At 67.8% G+C, this 16,336-nt stretch carries 16 protein-coding genes; 8 read left to right on the forward strand and 8 right to left on the reverse strand.

What is annotated here, in order from left to right:
• The first annotated feature begins 181 nt into the window (after window positions 1-181).
• The gene (locus tag ACO2SS_RS02115; protein WP_423275895.1) at window positions 182-967 is read left to right on the forward strand and encodes an invasion associated locus B family protein; all 786 of its coding nucleotides are present in this window, start codon (window positions 182-184) and stop codon (window positions 965-967) included.
• Window positions 968-1,021: 54 nt separating this feature from the next.
• Here the strand turns inward: ACO2SS_RS02115 and hspQ are convergent, their stop codons facing one another.
• Both hspQ and ACO2SS_RS02125 read right to left on the reverse strand, forming a co-directional pair.
• Window positions 1,022-1,363, reverse strand: a complete 342-nt coding sequence (gene hspQ, locus ACO2SS_RS02120; RefSeq protein WP_423275896.1) for a heat shock protein HspQ — start codon at window positions 1,361-1,363, stop codon at window positions 1,022-1,024.
• A 42-nt stretch (window positions 1,364-1,405) separates the two neighbouring features.
• Window positions 1,406-2,440, reverse strand: coding sequence for an HpcH/HpaI aldolase/citrate lyase family protein (locus ACO2SS_RS02125; RefSeq protein WP_423275897.1), 1,035 nt, complete (start codon window positions 2,438-2,440; stop codon window positions 1,406-1,408).
• A gap of 128 nt (window positions 2,441-2,568) precedes the next feature.
• Between ACO2SS_RS02125 and ACO2SS_RS02130 the strand changes: the two genes are divergently transcribed.
• The gene (locus ACO2SS_RS02130; RefSeq protein WP_423275898.1) at window positions 2,569-3,537 is read left to right on the forward strand and encodes an AEC family transporter; all 969 of its coding nucleotides are present in this window, start codon (window positions 2,569-2,571) and stop codon (window positions 3,535-3,537) included.
• On the opposite strand, the gene ACO2SS_RS02135 is transcribed toward ACO2SS_RS02130, so the two are convergent.
• Complete coding sequence (locus ACO2SS_RS02135; protein WP_423275899.1) at window positions 3,497-4,705, reverse strand: FAD-dependent monooxygenase; 1,209 nt, start codon at window positions 4,703-4,705, stop codon at window positions 3,497-3,499. The two genes, ACO2SS_RS02130 and ACO2SS_RS02135, sit on opposite strands and share 41 nt — an antisense overlap.
• Before the next feature lie 78 nt (window positions 4,706-4,783).
• Here ACO2SS_RS02135 and ACO2SS_RS02140 point away from each other — a divergent pair, with 78 nt between their 5' ends.
• Complete coding sequence (locus tag ACO2SS_RS02140; RefSeq protein ID WP_423275900.1) at window positions 4,784-5,758, forward strand: quinone oxidoreductase family protein; 975 nt, start codon at window positions 4,784-4,786, stop codon at window positions 5,756-5,758.
• 18 nt (window positions 5,759-5,776) lie between these two features.
• Here ACO2SS_RS02140 and rimO read toward each other — a convergent pair whose 3' ends face one another.
• The 5 genes from rimO to ACO2SS_RS02165 all read right to left on the reverse strand — a co-directional run bounded on the left by rimO (window position 5,777) and on the right by ACO2SS_RS02165 (window position 10,642).
• Entirely contained in the window at window positions 5,777-7,093 is a 1,317-nt protein-coding gene (gene rimO, locus ACO2SS_RS02145; protein WP_423275901.1) for a 30S ribosomal protein S12 methylthiotransferase RimO, read from the reverse strand.
• Between the two features lie 27 nt (window positions 7,094-7,120).
• Entirely contained in the window at window positions 7,121-7,630 is a 510-nt protein-coding gene (locus ACO2SS_RS02150; RefSeq protein WP_423275902.1) for an ureidoglycolate lyase, read from the reverse strand.
• A 4-nt stretch (window positions 7,631-7,634) separates the two neighbouring features.
• Window positions 7,635-7,880, reverse strand: a complete 246-nt coding sequence (locus tag ACO2SS_RS02155; protein WP_423275903.1) for a BrnA antitoxin family protein — start codon at window positions 7,878-7,880, stop codon at window positions 7,635-7,637.
• A gap of 67 nt (window positions 7,881-7,947) precedes the next feature.
• Window positions 7,948-8,457: a DUF4399 domain-containing protein gene (locus tag ACO2SS_RS02160; RefSeq protein WP_423275904.1), complete on the reverse strand. Its 510-nt coding sequence runs from the start codon at window positions 8,455-8,457 to the stop codon at window positions 7,948-7,950.
• Between the two features lie 31 nt (window positions 8,458-8,488).
• Complete coding sequence (locus tag ACO2SS_RS02165) at window positions 8,489-10,642, reverse strand: SUMF1/EgtB/PvdO family nonheme iron enzyme (protein WP_423275905.1); 2,154 nt, start codon at window positions 10,640-10,642, stop codon at window positions 8,489-8,491.
• 569 nt (window positions 10,643-11,211) lie between these two features.
• Between ACO2SS_RS02165 and ACO2SS_RS02170 the strand changes: the two genes are divergently transcribed.
• From ACO2SS_RS02170 to ACO2SS_RS02190, 5 genes are all read left to right on the forward strand, one after another.
• Complete coding sequence (locus ACO2SS_RS02170; RefSeq protein WP_423275906.1) at window positions 11,212-12,804, forward strand: ABC transporter substrate-binding protein; 1,593 nt, start codon at window positions 11,212-11,214, stop codon at window positions 12,802-12,804.
• 222 nt (window positions 12,805-13,026) lie between these two features.
• Entirely contained in the window at window positions 13,027-14,004 is a 978-nt protein-coding gene (locus ACO2SS_RS02175; RefSeq protein WP_423275907.1) for an ABC transporter permease, read from the forward strand.
• A gap of 1 nt (window position 14,005) precedes the next feature.
• Window positions 14,006-14,842: an ABC transporter permease gene (locus ACO2SS_RS02180; RefSeq protein WP_423275908.1), complete on the forward strand. Its 837-nt coding sequence runs from the start codon at window positions 14,006-14,008 to the stop codon at window positions 14,840-14,842.
• Between the two features lie 30 nt (window positions 14,843-14,872).
• Window positions 14,873-15,658 (forward strand): VOC family protein, encoded by a 786-nt coding sequence (locus tag ACO2SS_RS02185; RefSeq protein WP_423275909.1) that lies wholly within the window; start codon window positions 14,873-14,875, stop codon window positions 15,656-15,658.
• A 12-nt stretch (window positions 15,659-15,670) separates the two neighbouring features.
• Window positions 15,671-16,300, forward strand: coding sequence for a 2-hydroxychromene-2-carboxylate isomerase (locus tag ACO2SS_RS02190; protein WP_423275910.1), 630 nt, complete (start codon window positions 15,671-15,673; stop codon window positions 16,298-16,300).
• The last annotated feature ends 36 nt before the right edge of the window (window positions 16,301-16,336 follow it).

Consider the following 16,336-nt stretch of genomic DNA (forward strand, 5'->3'; position numbering starts at 1 on the left):
CGCGCCGGGAGGGCTCAGTCCGGTACACACCCCTGGAAAACGGGCAGCAGAGCCGCTAGACGAGCGGGTGCGCGTCATGCCCTCGCCTCATTCCGTGGGGATTGACCGGTAGCGCGAAGCGTCGAAAGCGTCTGAGAGCAGCGGCGGCTCCGTCCTACAATCCAAAGAACGAGGAACAGGGATGTCTTCAAGGACACGTCTCGCGTGGGTGGCCAAGCCGCTGGGGCTCGCGATTTCCACGATGGCCATTCTAGGAGCCAGCAATGCGCTCGCCCAGGCTCAGCGGCCGGCTCAGCGCCCGGCCGCGCCTGCCCAGAGCGCACCCGCCCAGGACAACAATCAGCAGAATCAGCAGGCCCAGACCGGCCCGCTCGTCGTCCAGGTGAAGGCCGAGCCGTCCCAGGCTGAATGGACGAAGGTCTGCGGCAAGGATCCCGGCAACCAGACCGAGATCTGCTACACCACCCGTGACTTCGTCTCGGACCAGGGCCAGCCGGTTCTCGCGGCGGCGGTCTATGACATCAAGTCGAATCCCCCTCAGAAGGTCGTGCGCTTCCTCATGCCGCTCGGCCTGCTGATCCGTCCGGGGATCCGCTTCGCGGTCGACAAGGGCCAGCCGATCCCGGGCGCCTACACGATGTGCTTCCCGAACGGCTGCTTCGCCGAGGCGACGGGCCTGAAGGACGACGTCGTCAACTCCATGAAGAAGGGCACGACGGTCAACGTCAGCGTGCAGAACCAGGTCGGCCGCGAAGTGACCTTCGCGGTTCCGCTCGCCGGGTTCGCCAAGGCCTTCGACGGTGCGCCGATTGATCCGCAGGTTCTCGCCGACCAGCAGAAGCGCCTGCAGGAAGAGCTCGAGAAGCGCAGCGAGGAGCTCCGCAAGCGCCTCGAGGCCTCCGCGGGCCAGGGCGGCGCTCCGGCGCCTGCCGGTATGCCGCCGGCCACCCCGGCTCCGAAGCAGTAAATAAAAGAGGCCGCGTCGCCCAGAGCGCCGCGGCCTCTTCTCATTTCCGGCGGGTCAGTTCGCCCCGCTCATCCTGATCCGGTACGAGCCGTCGCCCTTCGGCTCCAGCACCTCCTCGATCTGTCGATGCCGCAGAGGCACGCCGGAGGTGTCCGGAAGCAGGTTCTGCTCCGAGACATAGGCGATGTACTCGGTCTCCTCGTTCTCCGCGAAGAGATGGTAGAAGGGCTGGTCCTTGGACGGCCGGATCTCTTCCGGAATCGCAAGCCACCATTCCTCCGTGTTGTTGAACACGGGGTCCACGTCGAAGATCACGCCTCGGAACGGAAAGATCCGGTGGCGGACGATCTGTCCGATCGAGAAGCGGGCGATGCGGGCCGGAGCCGAGACGGGCATGGAAGCCGATATAGGTTCGGTGGAGTCCTAGCGGAAGCGGTATCAGGCCTTTGCGGCGGAGCTCCCGTCCTTGGCCTCGACGAGGTCGGCGAGATCCGCGATCACCTTCGCCTGCTTCCAGGTGGCATCGTCCTGCATCTTGCCGTCGATCATCACGGCGCCGGTGCCATCCGGCATGGCCGCGAGGATCTTGCGGGCAAAGGCCACCTCGCCGGGATCCGGCGAGAAGACCCGCTTTGCGATCTCGATCTGCGTCGGATGGAGCGACCATGCCCCCACGCATCCCATCAGGAAGGCGTTTCTGAACTGGGATTCGCATGCCTCCGGATCGGAGAAATCGCCGAACGGGCCGTAGAACGGCTTGATGCCGTTCGCGAGGCAGGCATCGACCATGCGGGCGACGGTATAGTGCCAGAGGTCCTGCTGGGCGACCGAGCGGTCCTGGCCGCCGGCCGGGTCTCCCAGCACCTTGTAGTCCGGGTGCCCCCCACCGACGCGCGTCGTCTTCATGCCGCGCGAGGCGGCTAGATCGGCCGGGCCAAGACTCATCCCGTGCATGCGGGGGGAGGCGGCGGCGATCTCGTCGACGTTCTTCACCCCTTCGGCCGTCTCCAGGATGGCGTGGACAAGGATCGGCTTCGCGATGCCGTGCCTGGCCTCCAGCTGGGCAAGGAGCTGGTCCACGTAATGGATGTCCCAGACGCCCTCGACCTTGGGCACCATGACGACGTCGAGCTTGGAACCGACCGCCCCGACGATCTCGAGGAGGTCATCCAGCGCCCAGGGCGAGTTGAGGGCGTTCATCCGGATCCACAGCCCCGTCGTGCCGAAATCCGTCTCCTCGGCCATGCGGATGAATCCCTGGCGCGCCTCCAGCTTCTTGTCGGCCGGGATGGCGTCCTCGAGATTGCCGAGGATCACGTCGACCTGGGAGACGAGGTCGGGGACCTTCGCCCGCATCTTCTCCACGTGGGGCGGGACGAAATGGATCATCCGCTCGAGCCGGATCGGCAGTTCACGCAGGGGCGCCGGAGCCCCGACGGCCAACGGCTGGAAGAAACGGCGCGGGAGCTTCATCGGGGACCTCGGCAACGTCGACAACGGCGAAGCTTTGTGAGCCGCGCGCCGCGCCAGTCAACCATGCATCGCCGCGCTTGCGAACGCGCTCCCGCATTGCGAGAAGCGCCCGATCCCCGCGAGGCCCGATGCCCGACACGGTCGGCCTGTTCAATCTGCTCTTCCCGTTCTTCGGAGTCATCGCGCTAGGCGTGCTGTTCGCGCGTCTCGCGAAGGTGCCGGAGGCTGGGCTCGCCTGGATGCAGCTCTTCCTGATCTACCTGGCGCTGCCTTGCCTTTTCTTCCGGCTGATCTCCGACAAGCCCATCGGCGAGCTGGCGAACTGGCGCTTCATCGCCGGCACGACGCTGTCCACCGCTATCGCCTTCGCGCTGTCCTTCCTCGCGGGGCGCCTCAATGGCCTGAGGCCGCCCGAGACGGTCCTCAGCGCGGTCGCGGGCTCCTATTCGAACATCGGCTATATGGGGCCGCCGATGATCCTCGGTCTCCTCGGGTCGGCGGCGAGCGCCCCGGTCGCGCTGATCTTCGTGTTCGACACCATCTTCCTGTTCTCGGTGACCCCGGCGCTCATGGCGATTGCCGGCGTGGAGCGCCGGAGCGCCCTTGCTACGGCGAGCGATGTCCTCCGAAAGGTCTTCACTCACCCTTTCGTGGTCGCGACCATCGTGGCGGTCCTTGCGAGCCTTCTGGGCATCCGTCCCCCGGCCGCCATCGACACGATGATCGGCTGGCTCTCGGGCGCCTCCGCGCCGTGCGCGCTGTTCCTGCTAGGCGTGACGGTCGCGCTTCGGCCGGTCGGCAAGCTCCCGCCGGAGGTCAGCTGGCTCGTCCTCATCAAGCTCGTGCTGCACCCGCTGATCGTGTGGCTGGTGCTGGCAACGATCGGCGGCTTCGATCCGGTCTGGGTCGAGGCGGCGATCGTCATGGCGGCGCTGCCGCCCGCGCTCAACATCTTCGTCCTTGCGCGCCAGTACGACACCGGCATCGAGCGCGCCTCGGCCTGTGTCCTCGTCGGAACGGTGGTGTCGATCGCGACGCTGACGGGCTTCATCCTCCTCACGCAGAGCGGGATTCTGCCGCTGACCCCGTTCCGGTAAGCTTTCCGCCGCCGAGCCCGGCCCGCATGACCATGCGCCGGAGCGGGCCCATCCGGGCCAAGAGCCCGAGCCCGAAGCCCCGCGCCATGTCGAGCGGCAGAAGCCCGGACAGGATCGCGCGGTTCAGGCCGTCGATCGCGGTGCTCCGGATCTCCACGTCGCGCAGCCGCATCCGCTGGTAGCGGGCGAGGAGCGCCGGGCTGCCGATATCCTCGCCGGCGGCCCGTGCGGCCGCCACGAGTTCGGTGAGCGCGGCGATGTCCGCGAAACCGAGATTCAGGCCCTGCGCACCGATGGGCGGCACCGCGTGTGCGGCCTCGCCGGCCAGGACCAGCCGTCCGCGGTGGAGCTCCCCAACCCGTAGCGTGGAGAGGGGAACGAGCCCGCGCGGGCCATCGATCTCGATCCTGCCGAGGATTCGGTGCGAGCGCGCCTCGATGGCGGCTGCCAGCTCGGCGTCCGGAAGCTTCACCAGGCGATCCGCGACTGGGGGGCGATTGACCCAAACGAGGCTGGACCTCCGGCCACGCAAGGGAACGAGCGTGAAGGGGCCGGAATCGGTGTGGAACTCCGTCGAAACGTCGTGGTGGTCGCGCTCGTGGCGGAGAATGGTCGTGAGGGCGACCTGCGGGTAGCGCGTCTCGCGCGCCTCGAGGCCGGCCAGGTCGCGCAGGTGGGACTTGCGGCCGTCCGCGGCCACGACGATCCGGCCCGCCACGGCCGAGCCGCTGGCGAGGGTTACTGTCCCGAGCTCCGGGCCTTCCAGTCCGGAGGCGAATTCCGGCACCCACGCGATCCGGCCATCCCGCTCGACGGCCTTGCCCAGCAGCTCGACCAGGGCCGCGTTCCCGATGTTGCGGCCGAAGGCAGAGAGGCCGATCTCCTCTGCCCGGAACTCGACAGGCGGTGGCCGGAACAGGCTGGCCGTATCGTCCACCAGCCGTAGGACGCGTAGCGGCTGGGACGCGGCCTCCAGCGCCTCCTCCACGCCGAGGCTCCGGAGGAACGCGAGCGACGTCTCGAGAAGCGCGGCGGTCCGCCCGTCCCGGCGCTCACCGGGCGGTCCGACGAGGGCCGTCGAGAGACCTGCGCGCGAAAAGGCGAGGGCGGCGGCAAGGCCGACCGCCCCTGCGCCCACCACGACGGCATCGAAGTGCTTTTCGGTCATGTGGTCCCCAAGCCACAGGGCAGTTGCCGCCGGCCATCGCGGCTTCTAATGGGTCGGCCAGTGAAGAGGGAGAGAGACATGGTCGCGGCAGTTCGGGTTCATCAGTATGGCGGGCCCGAGGTACTCACTTACGAAGAAGTCGATCTGCCGGCCCCCGGGCCCGGTGAGCTCCGCGTCCGCCAGACCGCGATCGGCGTCAACTACATCGATACCTATTTCCGCAGCGGCCACTATCAGGCGCCGTCGCTTCCCTTCATCGCCGGCAACGAGGCGGCGGGCGAGGTCACGGCGCTCGGGGAAGGCGTCACCGGCTTCAGCGTCGGCGATCGCGTCGCCTACGTGACGGCGCTGGGCTGCTACACGGCTGAGCGGAACGTTCCCGCGGCCGTTGCCGTGAAGCTGCCGGAAGGGGTCTCCGACGAGACCGCCGCCGCCATGATGCTGAAGGGCATGACCGTCGAGTACCTGCTCCACCGCTCCTACAAGGTGCGGAAGGGCGACGCGATCCTCGTCCATGCCGCGGCTGGCGGCGTCGGCCTCATCCTCTCGCAATGGGCCAAGCATCTCGGCGCGACGGTCATCGGAACCGCAGGTAGCGAGGCCAAGGCCGAACTCGCCCGCCAGAACGGCTGTGATCATGTGATCCTGTACCGTCAGGAAAACTTCGTCGACCGGGTCCGGGAGATCACGGGCGGTGAGAAATGCGCCGTGGTCTATGACGGCATTGGCAAGGATACGGTCGTGCAGTCGCTCGACTGCCTCAAGCCGCTCGGGACGCTCGTCAATTTCGGCTCGGCGTCGGGCCCGGTCGAGAACTTCAACCTCGGCCTGCTCGCCCCGAAGGGCTCGCTCTACGTCACCCGGCCGACGCTCAACACCTTCACGGCGAAGCGCGAGTGGCTGGAGGAGATCGCCAAGAACCTCTTCGACGTCGTCGCGTCGGGCGTGGTGAAGATCACCATCAACAAGCGCGCGAAGCTCGCCGAGGCGGCCGACGTGCATCGCGCCCTGGAGGGCCGCGAGACCACCGGCGCGACGATCATGACGCCCTGATCCCAGGGCGTCTCGCGGTCAGACGGCCTGGCCGAACAGGTCGTAATCGCCCGAGCGCTCGATCCGGCAGGTGACGATGTCGCCTTGCCGGAGCGGACGCCGCGAAGCGATGTGAATGGTGCCGTCGATCTCCGGCGCCTCGTATTTCGAGCGGCCCTTTGCGATCGGGCCGCTCGCCTCGTCGATGATGACCGGGAGGCGCTTGCCGACCTTCCGGGCAAGGTTCTTGCGGCTGATCTCGCGCTGGGCGGCCATGAAGCGGTGCCAGCGCCGCTCCTTCACCTCGTCCGGGACAGGCGCGGCGAACTCGTTTGCGGGTGCGCCGGCGACCGGCTCGAACTTGAAGCAACCGGCCCGGTCGAGCTTCGCTTCCTTCAGCCACTCCAGAAGAAGCTCGAAGTCTTCGTCCGTCTCGCCGGGGAAGCCCACGATGAAGGTGGAGCGGATGGCGAGGTCCGGCACGGCAGCCCGCCACGCCTTGATGCGCTCCAGCGTCTTCTCGCCATGGGCCGGCCGGCGCATGGCCTTCAGGACGCCGGGCGAGGCATGCTGGAAGGGAATGTCGAGATAGGGAAGGACGAGGCCGTCGGCCATCAGCTGCATGATCTTGTCGACATGCGGATAGGGATAGACGTAGTGCAGCCGGACCCAGGCGCCGAGCTGGCCCAGCTCCTTGCTCAGATCAAAAAAGCGAGCGCGGACAGAGTGATCCCGCCACATGCTCTCCGAGTACTTGAGGTCGATGCCGTAGGCGCTCGTGTCCTGAGAGACGACGAGCAACTCCTTCACGCCGGCCTTCACGAGCTTCTCGGCCTCGCGCAGCACCTCGGCGGCGGGGCGGCTGACGAGGTCGCCCCGCAGCTTGGGGATGATGCAGAAGGTGCAGCGGTGATTGCAGCCTTCGGAAATCTTCAGATAGGCGTAGTGCCGCGGGGTGAGCTTGACCCCCTGCGGCGGCACGAGGTCCATGAACGGGTCGTGCTGAGGCGGCGACGCCTGGTGGACGGCCGCGAGGACGCTTTCGTATTGCTGCGGGCCGGTGATCGACAGGACCTCGGGGAACCGCTCGCGGATCGCCTCGGGCTCGGCACCCATGCAGCCCGTCACGATCACCCGGCCGTTCTCGGCCAGCGCATCTCCGATGGCCCCGAGCGACTCGGCCTTTGCCGAATCGAGGAAGCCACAGGTGTTCACGATGACGACGTCGGCCCCATCATGCCGCTTCGTGAGCTCGTAACCCTGCGCCCTGAGCTGCGTGATGATGCGCTCGGAATCGACGAGCGCCTTCGGGCAGCCGAGCGACACGAAGGAGATCTTGGGGGCGACAGCGTTCATCGGTAACGGACGTCCTGGATCCTGGTATCAGCCGATCCCGGCATCCCAGGATCCCTCCACGACAAGTGGAGCGTCGAGCTCGAAGGTTTCGCAATCGGCGGGGGTGCCGGTCTCTTGCATCGCCATGACGAAGGCTCCGCCGTCGCCAAGTGCGAAGAGCGGTGCATGCCATGTTCCGGCCGAATAGAGAAATGGGGTTTGCGGTCGCGCAATGAAAGCCCGCGCCGATGGGAGGTCGGGCGTGCCGTCCACGGCGGCACCGGAGACGACCACCAGCGCGGCCGCGCCGTCCAGGGCGAAAAAGGCCTGATCCGACTCCGTGTGGCGCTCCAAGAGCATGACCCGGATCGGTAGTGTGCTGCCCGTCACATCGTATCTAGCAAGAACCGTCCGCCCGGAAGAAGACCGGAAGCTTGCGAGGTCGCGCCGGGTGGCCCGGCCCTCGTTGACCAGCCGCGGCGGCAGGTCCGTACCGCTGAGCAGGTGGCCGAATGGCGCGAAGGCCTCTCGCGTGAGTCGCTCGGCGACGAGGCGCATCGGGCTAGAGCCCGGCCGCCTTCCGGAGCGCCGCGTTGATCCGCTCCTGCCATCCGGCACCCTCTGCTTGGAAGTGCTCGACCACCTCGCGATCGAGGCGAATGGACACGAGCTCCCTGGCCGCCGGGAGTTTCACGGGCTTCGGGGATGCCGTCGCAGGCTCCCCGAGGGGCTTCGTCGTGGCTGCCCGGAACGCTCGCTCCGCCGTCGCTCTGGCGTCGCCGCCACTCCGTCTCGACCGATCCACCATGGCTTCCCTAACTCCTCGTCGAGGACCCGATACACGGAAGCTGCGCCGGGGACGACCTCGATCGCTCTCAGCCGCGCCTGCGCTTCTTCTTCGGCGTGGGCCGAAGGACGATGATCTCGATCCGCTCGGAGGCGACGCTGGGCTGGAAGGGGCGGTGGAGGGAGTCACCGAGGACGAGCTGAAGGGTATGCCGTCCCGGCGGGAGGTCGAGCCTCGTCTCCGTCTGCCCGCCGCCGAAATGGATGTGGTTCTTGTCGGCGGGGATGGGCTCGAGCGGATCGAGCGGCGTCTTCACATCGACGAGGAGGTGGTGATGACCTGTGTTGGCGGTCGTCACGCCCGCCTGGGTCACGCCCATGCCGCGAAGCCCGAACTGAACGACGAAGGGGCCGCGGATGCGCGCGCCGTTCACGGGGGCGATGAAGTAGACCCTTGCGTCCGCAGGGGCCGCCGTGGGGGGAGGATTGGCCGGCGCCGCCGGTGCCGTGTGGCCGGTATGAGGCGGTGTCGGCTGTGCGAGGGCCGAGAATGGCAGCAACAGCGTCGCCGCCGCGATCAGGTAACGTACCCTTCCCATCGATGCTCCCCCTTCGCTTCGATCCGCGATCTCACATGTCGCGCGCCACCCTGAAGCCGTGGTTCGGATACCTCACGGAGGCGTCGTAGAATTCCCGGCTCGAGATCCGCAGCCCGGCTTCGTCGCTGTTCCAGGCCCCGCCGCGAAGCACGCGCTCCCGGCATTGCGGTCCCGTCCAGGCCGAGCCGTCGCGCGGGGCGCCGCGATAATCCTTGTGCCAGCAATCCTGCGTCCATTGCGTCACCGAGCCCGTGACGCCATGAAGTCCGAAGGCATTGGCCGGGAAGGCCGCGACGTCCGGCGGCGAGCGGGGCACGGGGCGGGTACAGCCGCGGCAGGGGGACATGTCGCTCCGGAACTGGTCTCCCCACCAGAACTTCGTGGTCGTTCCCGCGCGGGCCGCATATTCCCATTCCGCTTCGGTCAGCAGCCGATAGGCGCGGCCGGCTCGCCGGGACAGCCAGGAGAGATAGGCCTGCGCGTCGTTCCAGCTGACGTTGCGGACCGGTTCGTTCGGCTCCCCGCCGGGGTCGAAGGAGCAGGCCCCTTCGGCCGCGCATTCCCGCCACTCGGCGACCGTCACGGGAAAGCGGCCGGCTGCGAACCGGCCGACCGTCACCTCGCGAACCGGGCGCTCGGTTGGATCGGCCGTGCTCCCCATGCGGAACTTGCCCGCCGGCAGCGCGACCAGTTGCGGGCACCCTTGGCAATCCTGGGTGACGCCCGGCGGCAGAGCCGGGAGTTCAGGCCGGGATGGCGCCGCAACCTCCTGGGTCTGAGCGGGCCGGGGCGCCTCGCGCCGGCTGGGCTGTTCGGCGGGCACAATGAGCGGGGCCGGTGCCGGGGGAACCGCCGCCGGCGGCGGGAGCACCGCCTCGACCGGCGCCGGGCGTGGCTCTGGAGGCGGGGGTGGAGGAGGCGGCAGAAGGGCGATGCTCGGTGCCGGATCGGGCGTGGTACGAGCCGGATCAGGGCCGGGACGAGCCAGCTCCGGTGCGGGACGAACCGGCTCCGGAGCTGGACGCGCGGCTTCCTGGAGGGGACGAGTTGGCTCTGGGGCTGGCCGCGCCGGTTCCGGGGTCGGCTCGGGCGCCCGCACGGTCTGCCTTTCGGGAGATCGCGGCGGCACCGTAACGGGTGCCGGAGCAGGCTGCGTGACAGCCGCTGTGTTTCCGGACGCCGTTTGGGCCGGACCGGGCGAGGGCGAGGAATCCTCGCCGAGCCGCTGCGAAAGGAAAAAGCCTGCCCCGGCGCTCACGAGCAGCGCCAGGGCGGCCGCGCCGGCCACCAACCAGCGCGGCCGCGGTGCGGCGGAACCACGGGTGGATATTCGCGTGGTTTCCGGCTCCCAGGCGGCGACCTCCGCCATGCTGGCAGGGCGGTCCTCCGGCCGCGGCTGGAGCATCTTGGCCAGGAGCGGCCGGAAGGATGGGTCGATCCGCTTGAGGTCCGGGAGGACCTGGCGCTTGCGGACCACATCGAGCTGCGTGCCGCCCATGTTGAGCGGCTCCCCGAGGAGCGCTGCCGCAAGGGTCAGGCCGAAACTGTAGATGTCAGACTTGGTCCCCGCCGTGCCGCCATAGAGGCCGACCTGCTCGGGCGAGGCGTAGTTCGACTTGCCGGCAAAGCGGTCGCCGATGACGGTTCCGCCCCCGAAGGCGCTCCGGGCGATGCCGAAATCGATGAGCTTCGCCCGGGACGCGTCGCCGTCCGGGAGGATGATGTTGTCCGGCGAGACGTCACGGTGGACGATCCCGGCCCGGTGGGCGGAGTCCAGCGCCGAGCCGATGCGGCGCTGCAGGATGCGCACGCTCGAGAGTGGCAGGGGCCCCTGCGCGATGAGGTTCGAAAGCGAGGTGCCCTCGACCAGCTCCATCGCCAGGTAGGGGCATTGCAGGTCCGGATCCGTGGTGAAGACGTAGTAGCGGACGACGGCCTCGTGCTGGAGGTTGTGGAGCGCAGCAGCCTCCTTCCGGAACAGCGCCAGGACGGTGTCGTTCTCGGTCAGGTCCGCCCTGACCATCTTGATGGCGACCTTGATCCCCGTCTCGATCGCTCGGCCGCTGAAGACCTCGCCCATCCCACCGGTCGCGATCAGCGACTCGATTTCGTAGATGCCGTTGAGGCGGGTTCCCGGACGGATCTGCCGCCGGAACTGCGCCGGGAAATCCGATGGCTCCTTCATGCGAGCCTCCAAGGTCGCGCCGAACCTCTGCCCCCAGCGGCTCGGACGAACGGGATGGGTTCCCGAAAGCTTCCCAGACTCTGACTGGGACTCGGTTCCCAGGCTGCGCGTTTCACCGCCTCTGCCCCGCCTCTGCCACTCCGCATCATGCACAAGCGGCACGAGGCGAGTGTGCTCCAGGGCACACGACGGGTGACCCGCGCTCTTTGAAGAATAGCGCGACTGAAGCCGTCGGCGAAGTGGTGCAAAGGATAATCCGGCCCCGCTTCCTGCGGAGGATGCGCCCGAGGCTCGTTCAGGGCACCCTCCGTCTGCTCGCGGGACATCTTCACGGCCGAGACTAAGCCTCGGCGGCCCTTACCGCCGGGCGCACGACAGGAGCGGCTTCGCTCCAGCCGCTGCACGTTCGGGTGAAATGAGGATTCCGACGGTTTGCGCCGATTTTCTCTTTCTGTCGCTGAACGGAGAAGATTCATTCTCTCTGGAGCGCTGCGATCGCCTGCTCCCTTTCCTTGCCCTTCCTTGTTCGAGCCGCAATATTGCACTGCACGTTCTGACAGGTCGGGTAGATGAACCGTCGAGAGATTTTGGCCACGATCGGCGCGGTCGCGCTCAGCGCTGGCTCCGCGCGCACGGCGCTAGCAGAAGCCCCCCGCCGGGGCGGCGTGCTCACCGTGCAGCTCAATGGCGAGCAGCGGGTCCTGAACCCGGCCATTCGGGCCTCGACGGGCGTCTACATCATCACCTCCAAGATCATGGAGGCGCTGGTCGATCTCGATAAGGACGGAAAGCCGAGCCCGGTCCTCGCGACCAGCTGGGAGGCGGCGCCGGACGGGAAGACGATCACGTTCAAGCTGCGCGAAGGCGTGACCTGGCACGACGGCAAGCCCTTCACCTCCGCGGACGTCCAGTACACGGCCATGGAGATGTGGAAGAAGTATCTGAATTACGGTACCCAGCTTCAGCAATATCTCGACGCCGTCGATACGCCGGACGCCAATACGGCCGTGTTCCGCTATTCCCGGCCGATGCCGACGGACCTGCTTCTCCGCGCGCTCTGCGATCTCGGCTACATCGCCCCGAAGCACGTCTTCGAGGGGACGAACGTCCTCGAGAACCCGGCGAATACGGCCCCGATCGGCACCGGCCCGTTCAAGTTCGTCCAGTACGAGCGAGGTCAGTACGTCATCGCCGAGCGGAATCCGAACTACTGGCGCAAGGAATTCCCTTATCTCGACCGCATCGTCTGGCGCTTCATCACGGACAAGGCAGCCGCGACCGCGGCGCTGGAGACGGGGCAGGTCCTGACCTCCGAGTACAACGCGCTCGCGTTGGCGGACCTCGATCGTCTGAAGAGCGACAAGCGGTTCACGGTTTCGAGCCGCGGCCTCGAGGCGAATGCGTTCAACAACACGCTGGAATTCAACACGCGCCGCAAGGAGCTGTCGGACGTGCGCGTCCGCCGCGCCATCGCGCACGCGATCGACGTGCCCTTCTTCATCGAGAACTTCATCTACGGGGAGGGCAAGCCGGCCACCGGGCCGATCCCGTCCTCATCGACCGCCTTCTATCCGGAAGGATCCAAGCCTCCCTACGAGTTCGACGTGAAGCGCTCGAACGCGCTCCTCGACGAGGCCGGCTACAAGCGCGCCTCCGGCGGCATCCGCTTCTCTCTGAAGCTCGTACCCATCCAGAACGGCGAGGACGTGCCGCTGCTCGCGACCTTCATCCAGCAGTCGCTGCAGAATGTCGGCATCCGGGTCGAGATCGTGAATCTCGACAATGCCGGCGCGCTCGCCACCGTCTATCGCGAGTGGAATTTCGACCTGGCGACGGGCTGGCACCAGTACCGGGGCGACCCGGCGGTCTCCACGACCGTCTGGTATCGTTCCGGCTCGCCGAGGGGCGCGCCGTGGACGAACCAGTATGGCTGGCAGTCGGACGCGGTCGACAAACTGGTCGACGATGCGGCCGCGGAACTCGATCCCGCCAAGCGCAAGGCGCTCTACGCGCAATGGGTGAAGGCCGTGAACGAGGAAATCCCCGTTTGGATGATGACCGAGCGGACGTTCCTGGCGGCCACGTCCAAGAAGGTGAAGAACGACCACAACTACCCGCGCTGGGGCTCGGGCGACTGGCACGACACCTGGGTCGAGGGGTAAGGAAGCCCTGTCGCCTCTCCCCGTGAGAACGGGTAGAGGCCGAGCGACGCAAAGCGTCGACGGGTGAGGGGCACAACGCTGTGCCTCTCACCGCCCCTCATCCGGTTGCTCTGAACCCGGCTGTTGCCGAGTTCAGCCTATCGGCACGCAAGTCGGGCAGGCCCGACTTGCGTTCGAGCAACTCGACTTCTCCCCGCTGGCGGGGAGAAGATGGCCGCACCCATGACCATCCTCCTCCTCGCCCTTCGCCGGCTGGCCGCGAGCCTCCCGACGCTGCTCCTGATCCTGGTCGGACTGTTCCTGCTGCTGCAACTCGCGCCCGGGGACACCGTCGACGCGCTCATGGCGCAGATGGGGGGAGGGGACCCGGCAACGGCGGCCGAGCTCCGCCGCTATTACGGGCTGGACCTCTCGGCTGCGGCCCAGCTCGGGCGCTATGTCCTCCGTCTCGTCCAGCTCGACCTCGGGATGTCGGCGATCTACGGCAAGCCTGTCGCCGACGTCATTGCCGAGCGGCTCCCGGTGACGCTCCTGCTGATGGGGACATCGCTCACGCTCGCCTTTATCGGCGGGATGACCCTCGGCGTGATCGCGGCGCGGACCGTCGGCCGCTGGCCCGACACGCTGCTCTCGACCTTCGGCCTGATCTTCTACGCGACGCCTTCCTTCTGGTTCGGCCTGATGGGGATCGTGGTCTTCGCGATCACGCTCGGATGGCTTCCATCCGGTGGCTTCGAGGAGGTCGGGTCGGGCGCAACGGGCCTCGAGAGAGCGCTCGACATCGCGCGCCACCTGGTACTCCCGACCGTGACACTCGCCCTCATCTTCCTGGCGACCTACCTCCGGGTGATGCGGACCGCGATGCTGGAGGTCATGAACCTCGACTTCGTCCGCACGGCCCGTGCCAAGGGCGTCGGCCAGACCGCGGTCACCATCCGTCACGCGCTGCGCAACGCGCTCCTTCCGATGGTGACGATCCTCGGCCTGCAGGCGGGCACGATGCTCGGCGGCTCGGTCGTGGTGGAAAGCGTCTTCGCGCTGCCGGGCCTCGGGCGCCTTGCCTATGAATCGGTCGTCCAGCGCGACCTCAACACGCTTCTCGGCATCGTGTTCGTGTCCGCCATCCTCGTCATCCTCATCAACTTCGTGGTCGACCTTCTCTACGCCTGGCTCGACCCCCGCATCGCGGCGGGCGCCTGAGATGGTGCTTCTCGACCGCTACCGGCGCAGCCCGGCCTCGATCGTCGGGGCCGTGCTTCTTCTTCTCGTGATGGGGGTCGCCGTCGCGGCGCCGTTCGTGTTCCCGAAGGACCCGCTGAGCCTCGCCGGACGCCCGCTGCAATGGCCGATGGCGAACCCGCGCTTCTGGCTCGGGACGGATCCGAGCGGCCGCGACATCGCCTCCCAGATCTTCCATGGCGCCCGCGTGGCCCTGCTGATCGGGCTCGTCGCAGCCGTGATCTCCGTCGGGATCGGGATCGTCATCGGAGCCCTCGCGGGCTTCTACGGCGGCTGGGTCGACACGCTGCTGATGCGCGTTGCCGAGGCCTTCCAGACGCTGCCGAGCTTCCTCCTGCTCCTCGTCTTCGTCGCGGTATTCGGGTCCGACATCATCACCGTGACGATCGCGATCGGCCTCGTCTCGTGGCCGGCACCGGCGCGCCTCACGCGGGCCGAGTTCCTCTCGCTGAAGAACCGCGAATTCGTGCAGGCCTGCAGGGTGCTCGGCATGAGCGATGCCAAGATCATCTTCCAGGAGATGCTGCCCAACGCGCTTCCGCCCGTGATCGTCTATGGCAGCATCGTCATGGCGACGGCTATCCTGCTGGAGAGCGCGCTCGCCTTCCTGTCGCTCTCGGATCCGAACATCGCCTCCTGGGGCAACCTGATCGGGGCCGGCCGCGGCGTGCTGCGCACGCAATGGTACGTTTCGGCCATTCCCGGCGTCGCTATCCTGCTCACCGTCCTGGCCGTGTCGCTCGTCGGGCAGGGGCTCAACGACGCGCTCAACCCGCAACTCCGCAACTCCGGCGACTGAGCCGGGGCGCTTCTCTAGAGGAAACTCCCAATGTCCCTGGCGCTCGACCACATCGTGATCGCGGTTGCGGATCTCGACGCAGCCTTCAACGACTACACGAAGCTCGGCTTCACGGTGATCCGCGGCGGCGAGCACGCGAACGGGATCACCCACAACGTGCTCGTCGTGTTCCAGGACGGAGCCTATCTCGAATTGATCGGCTGGAAGAAGCCGGAGCCGGGCAACCGCTGGTCCGACATCTTCCACACTCATGGCGAGGGCTTCGTCGACCATGCGCTCCTTCCCGACGACATCGCCGGGATCGTCTCGCGCGCCCAATCACGCGGGCTCGACATCGCCGACCCGATCGATGGTGGGCGCAACCGCCCGGACGGACAGCGCCTGGAATGGCAGACGGCGCGCTCGCCGAAGCCGGACGTGCCGTTCCTGTGCGGGGACGTCACGCCTCGTGCCGGTCGGGTGCAGGAGGGCGAGGTGCGGGTTCACCCGAACGGCGTCACGGGTGTGGCGAGCCTCACGATCGCCGTGAACGACGCCGATGTGTCCGCGAAGCGGTATGCGGCGCTGCTCGGCGGCGACGTTCCGAAGGTCGAGGAGGGCGTCGTCGGCGATGCCCCGGCGCGCACGGCTTCCTTCCGGCTCGCGAATGGCACGCGCGTGACCCTGGCGAGCCCGGTCGGCGCCGAGGGCGAACTCGCGAAGGCGCTTGCGGAGCGCGGCGAGGGTCCCTTCGCGGCCGTGTTCGCCGCGACCGGCGGTGCCGCGCGGGAGCTCGATCCGGTGCTCACGCACGGGGCGCGCCTGTCGATCGCCTGAATGGAGGGTACGATGCTCGAGCTGCCCTGCTTCTACACGCTCTCGTCGCCCTGGGCTTATCTCGGGGGGCCGCAGCTCCAGGACATCGTGCGGCGGCATCGGGTTCGGCTCGTGCTGAAGCCGTATGATTTTCAGGAGGTCGTGCCGAAGACCGGCGGCGTGCCGATCCGGACCCGGCCGCAGCCTCGGCGCGACTACCATCGCACCGAGCTGGCGCGCTGGAGCGCCTATCTCGGCCTGCCGCTCAACCTCGAGCCGAAGCACTACCCGATGCAGAACCCGGCCCCGAACTGGAACAAGTTCGCGGGCTGGACGGTCATCGCGGCCCAGCAAGCCGGCCTGGATGCCTTTCCGCTCTCGCACGCGATCCTGCGCGCGCTCTGGGCGGAGGAGCAGGACATCGCTGACCCGGCCGTGCGCCGCCGCATCGCGGACGAGAACGGGTATGACGGGGCGGGGCTCGTGTCCCTAGAGACGAGCGACACCGTCCAGGCCGAGTACCGGGCGAACGGGGAAGAGGCGGAACGCCTGGGCGTGTTCGGCTCACCCACGCTCGTCATCGACGACGAGCTGTTCTGGGGCCAGGACCGCTACGGCTTCGCCGACCGGGCGCTTGCCCTTCGGGCGGCCGCGAGATCTTAGCTCTCCAGGCCTGAAGCGATCCTCCGGACGGGCTCG

The sequence above is a fragment of the Enterovirga sp. CN4-39 genome (assembly GCF_049446235.1).
Classification (GTDB): domain Bacteria; phylum Pseudomonadota; class Alphaproteobacteria; order Rhizobiales; family Beijerinckiaceae; genus Enterovirga.

What these genes read in the sequence shown, in the direction of transcription:
- ACO2SS_RS02115 (WP_423275895.1), top strand. Translation starts at nt 182, where the DNA reads ATGTCTTCAAGGACACGTCTCGCGTGGGTGGCCAAGCCGCTGGGGCTC.
- hspQ (WP_423275896.1), bottom strand. Translation starts at nt 1,363, where the DNA reads ATGCCCGTCTCGGCTCCGGCCCGCATCGCCCGCTTCTCGATCGGACAG.
- ACO2SS_RS02125 (WP_423275897.1), bottom strand. Translation starts at nt 2,440, where the DNA reads ATGAAGCTCCCGCGCCGTTTCTTCCAGCCGTTGGCCGTCGGGGCTCCG.
- ACO2SS_RS02130 (WP_423275898.1), top strand. Translation starts at nt 2,569, where the DNA reads ATGCCCGACACGGTCGGCCTGTTCAATCTGCTCTTCCCGTTCTTCGGA.
- ACO2SS_RS02135 (WP_423275899.1), bottom strand. Translation starts at nt 4,705, where the DNA reads ATGACCGAAAAGCACTTCGATGCCGTCGTGGTGGGCGCAGGGGCGGTC.
- ACO2SS_RS02140 (WP_423275900.1), top strand. Translation starts at nt 4,784, where the DNA reads ATGGTCGCGGCAGTTCGGGTTCATCAGTATGGCGGGCCCGAGGTACTC.
- rimO (WP_423275901.1), bottom strand. Translation starts at nt 7,093, where the DNA reads ATGAACGCTGTCGCCCCCAAGATCTCCTTCGTGTCGCTCGGCTGCCCG.
- ACO2SS_RS02150 (WP_423275902.1), bottom strand. Translation starts at nt 7,630, where the DNA reads ATGCGCCTCGTCGCCGAGCGACTCACGCGAGAGGCCTTCGCGCCATTC.
- ACO2SS_RS02155 (WP_423275903.1), bottom strand. Translation starts at nt 7,880, where the DNA reads ATGGTGGATCGGTCGAGACGGAGTGGCGGCGACGCCAGAGCGACGGCG.
- ACO2SS_RS02160 (WP_423275904.1), bottom strand. Translation starts at nt 8,457, where the DNA reads ATGGGAAGGGTACGTTACCTGATCGCGGCGGCGACGCTGTTGCTGCCA.
- ACO2SS_RS02165 (WP_423275905.1), bottom strand. Translation starts at nt 10,642, where the DNA reads ATGAAGGAGCCATCGGATTTCCCGGCGCAGTTCCGGCGGCAGATCCGT.
- ACO2SS_RS02170 (WP_423275906.1), top strand. Translation starts at nt 11,212, where the DNA reads ATGAACCGTCGAGAGATTTTGGCCACGATCGGCGCGGTCGCGCTCAGC.
- ACO2SS_RS02175 (WP_423275907.1), top strand. Translation starts at nt 13,027, where the DNA reads ATGACCATCCTCCTCCTCGCCCTTCGCCGGCTGGCCGCGAGCCTCCCG.
- ACO2SS_RS02180 (WP_423275908.1), top strand. Translation starts at nt 14,006, where the DNA reads ATGGTGCTTCTCGACCGCTACCGGCGCAGCCCGGCCTCGATCGTCGGG.
- ACO2SS_RS02185 (WP_423275909.1), top strand. Translation starts at nt 14,873, where the DNA reads ATGTCCCTGGCGCTCGACCACATCGTGATCGCGGTTGCGGATCTCGAC.
- ACO2SS_RS02190 (WP_423275910.1), top strand. Translation starts at nt 15,671, where the DNA reads ATGCTCGAGCTGCCCTGCTTCTACACGCTCTCGTCGCCCTGGGCTTAT.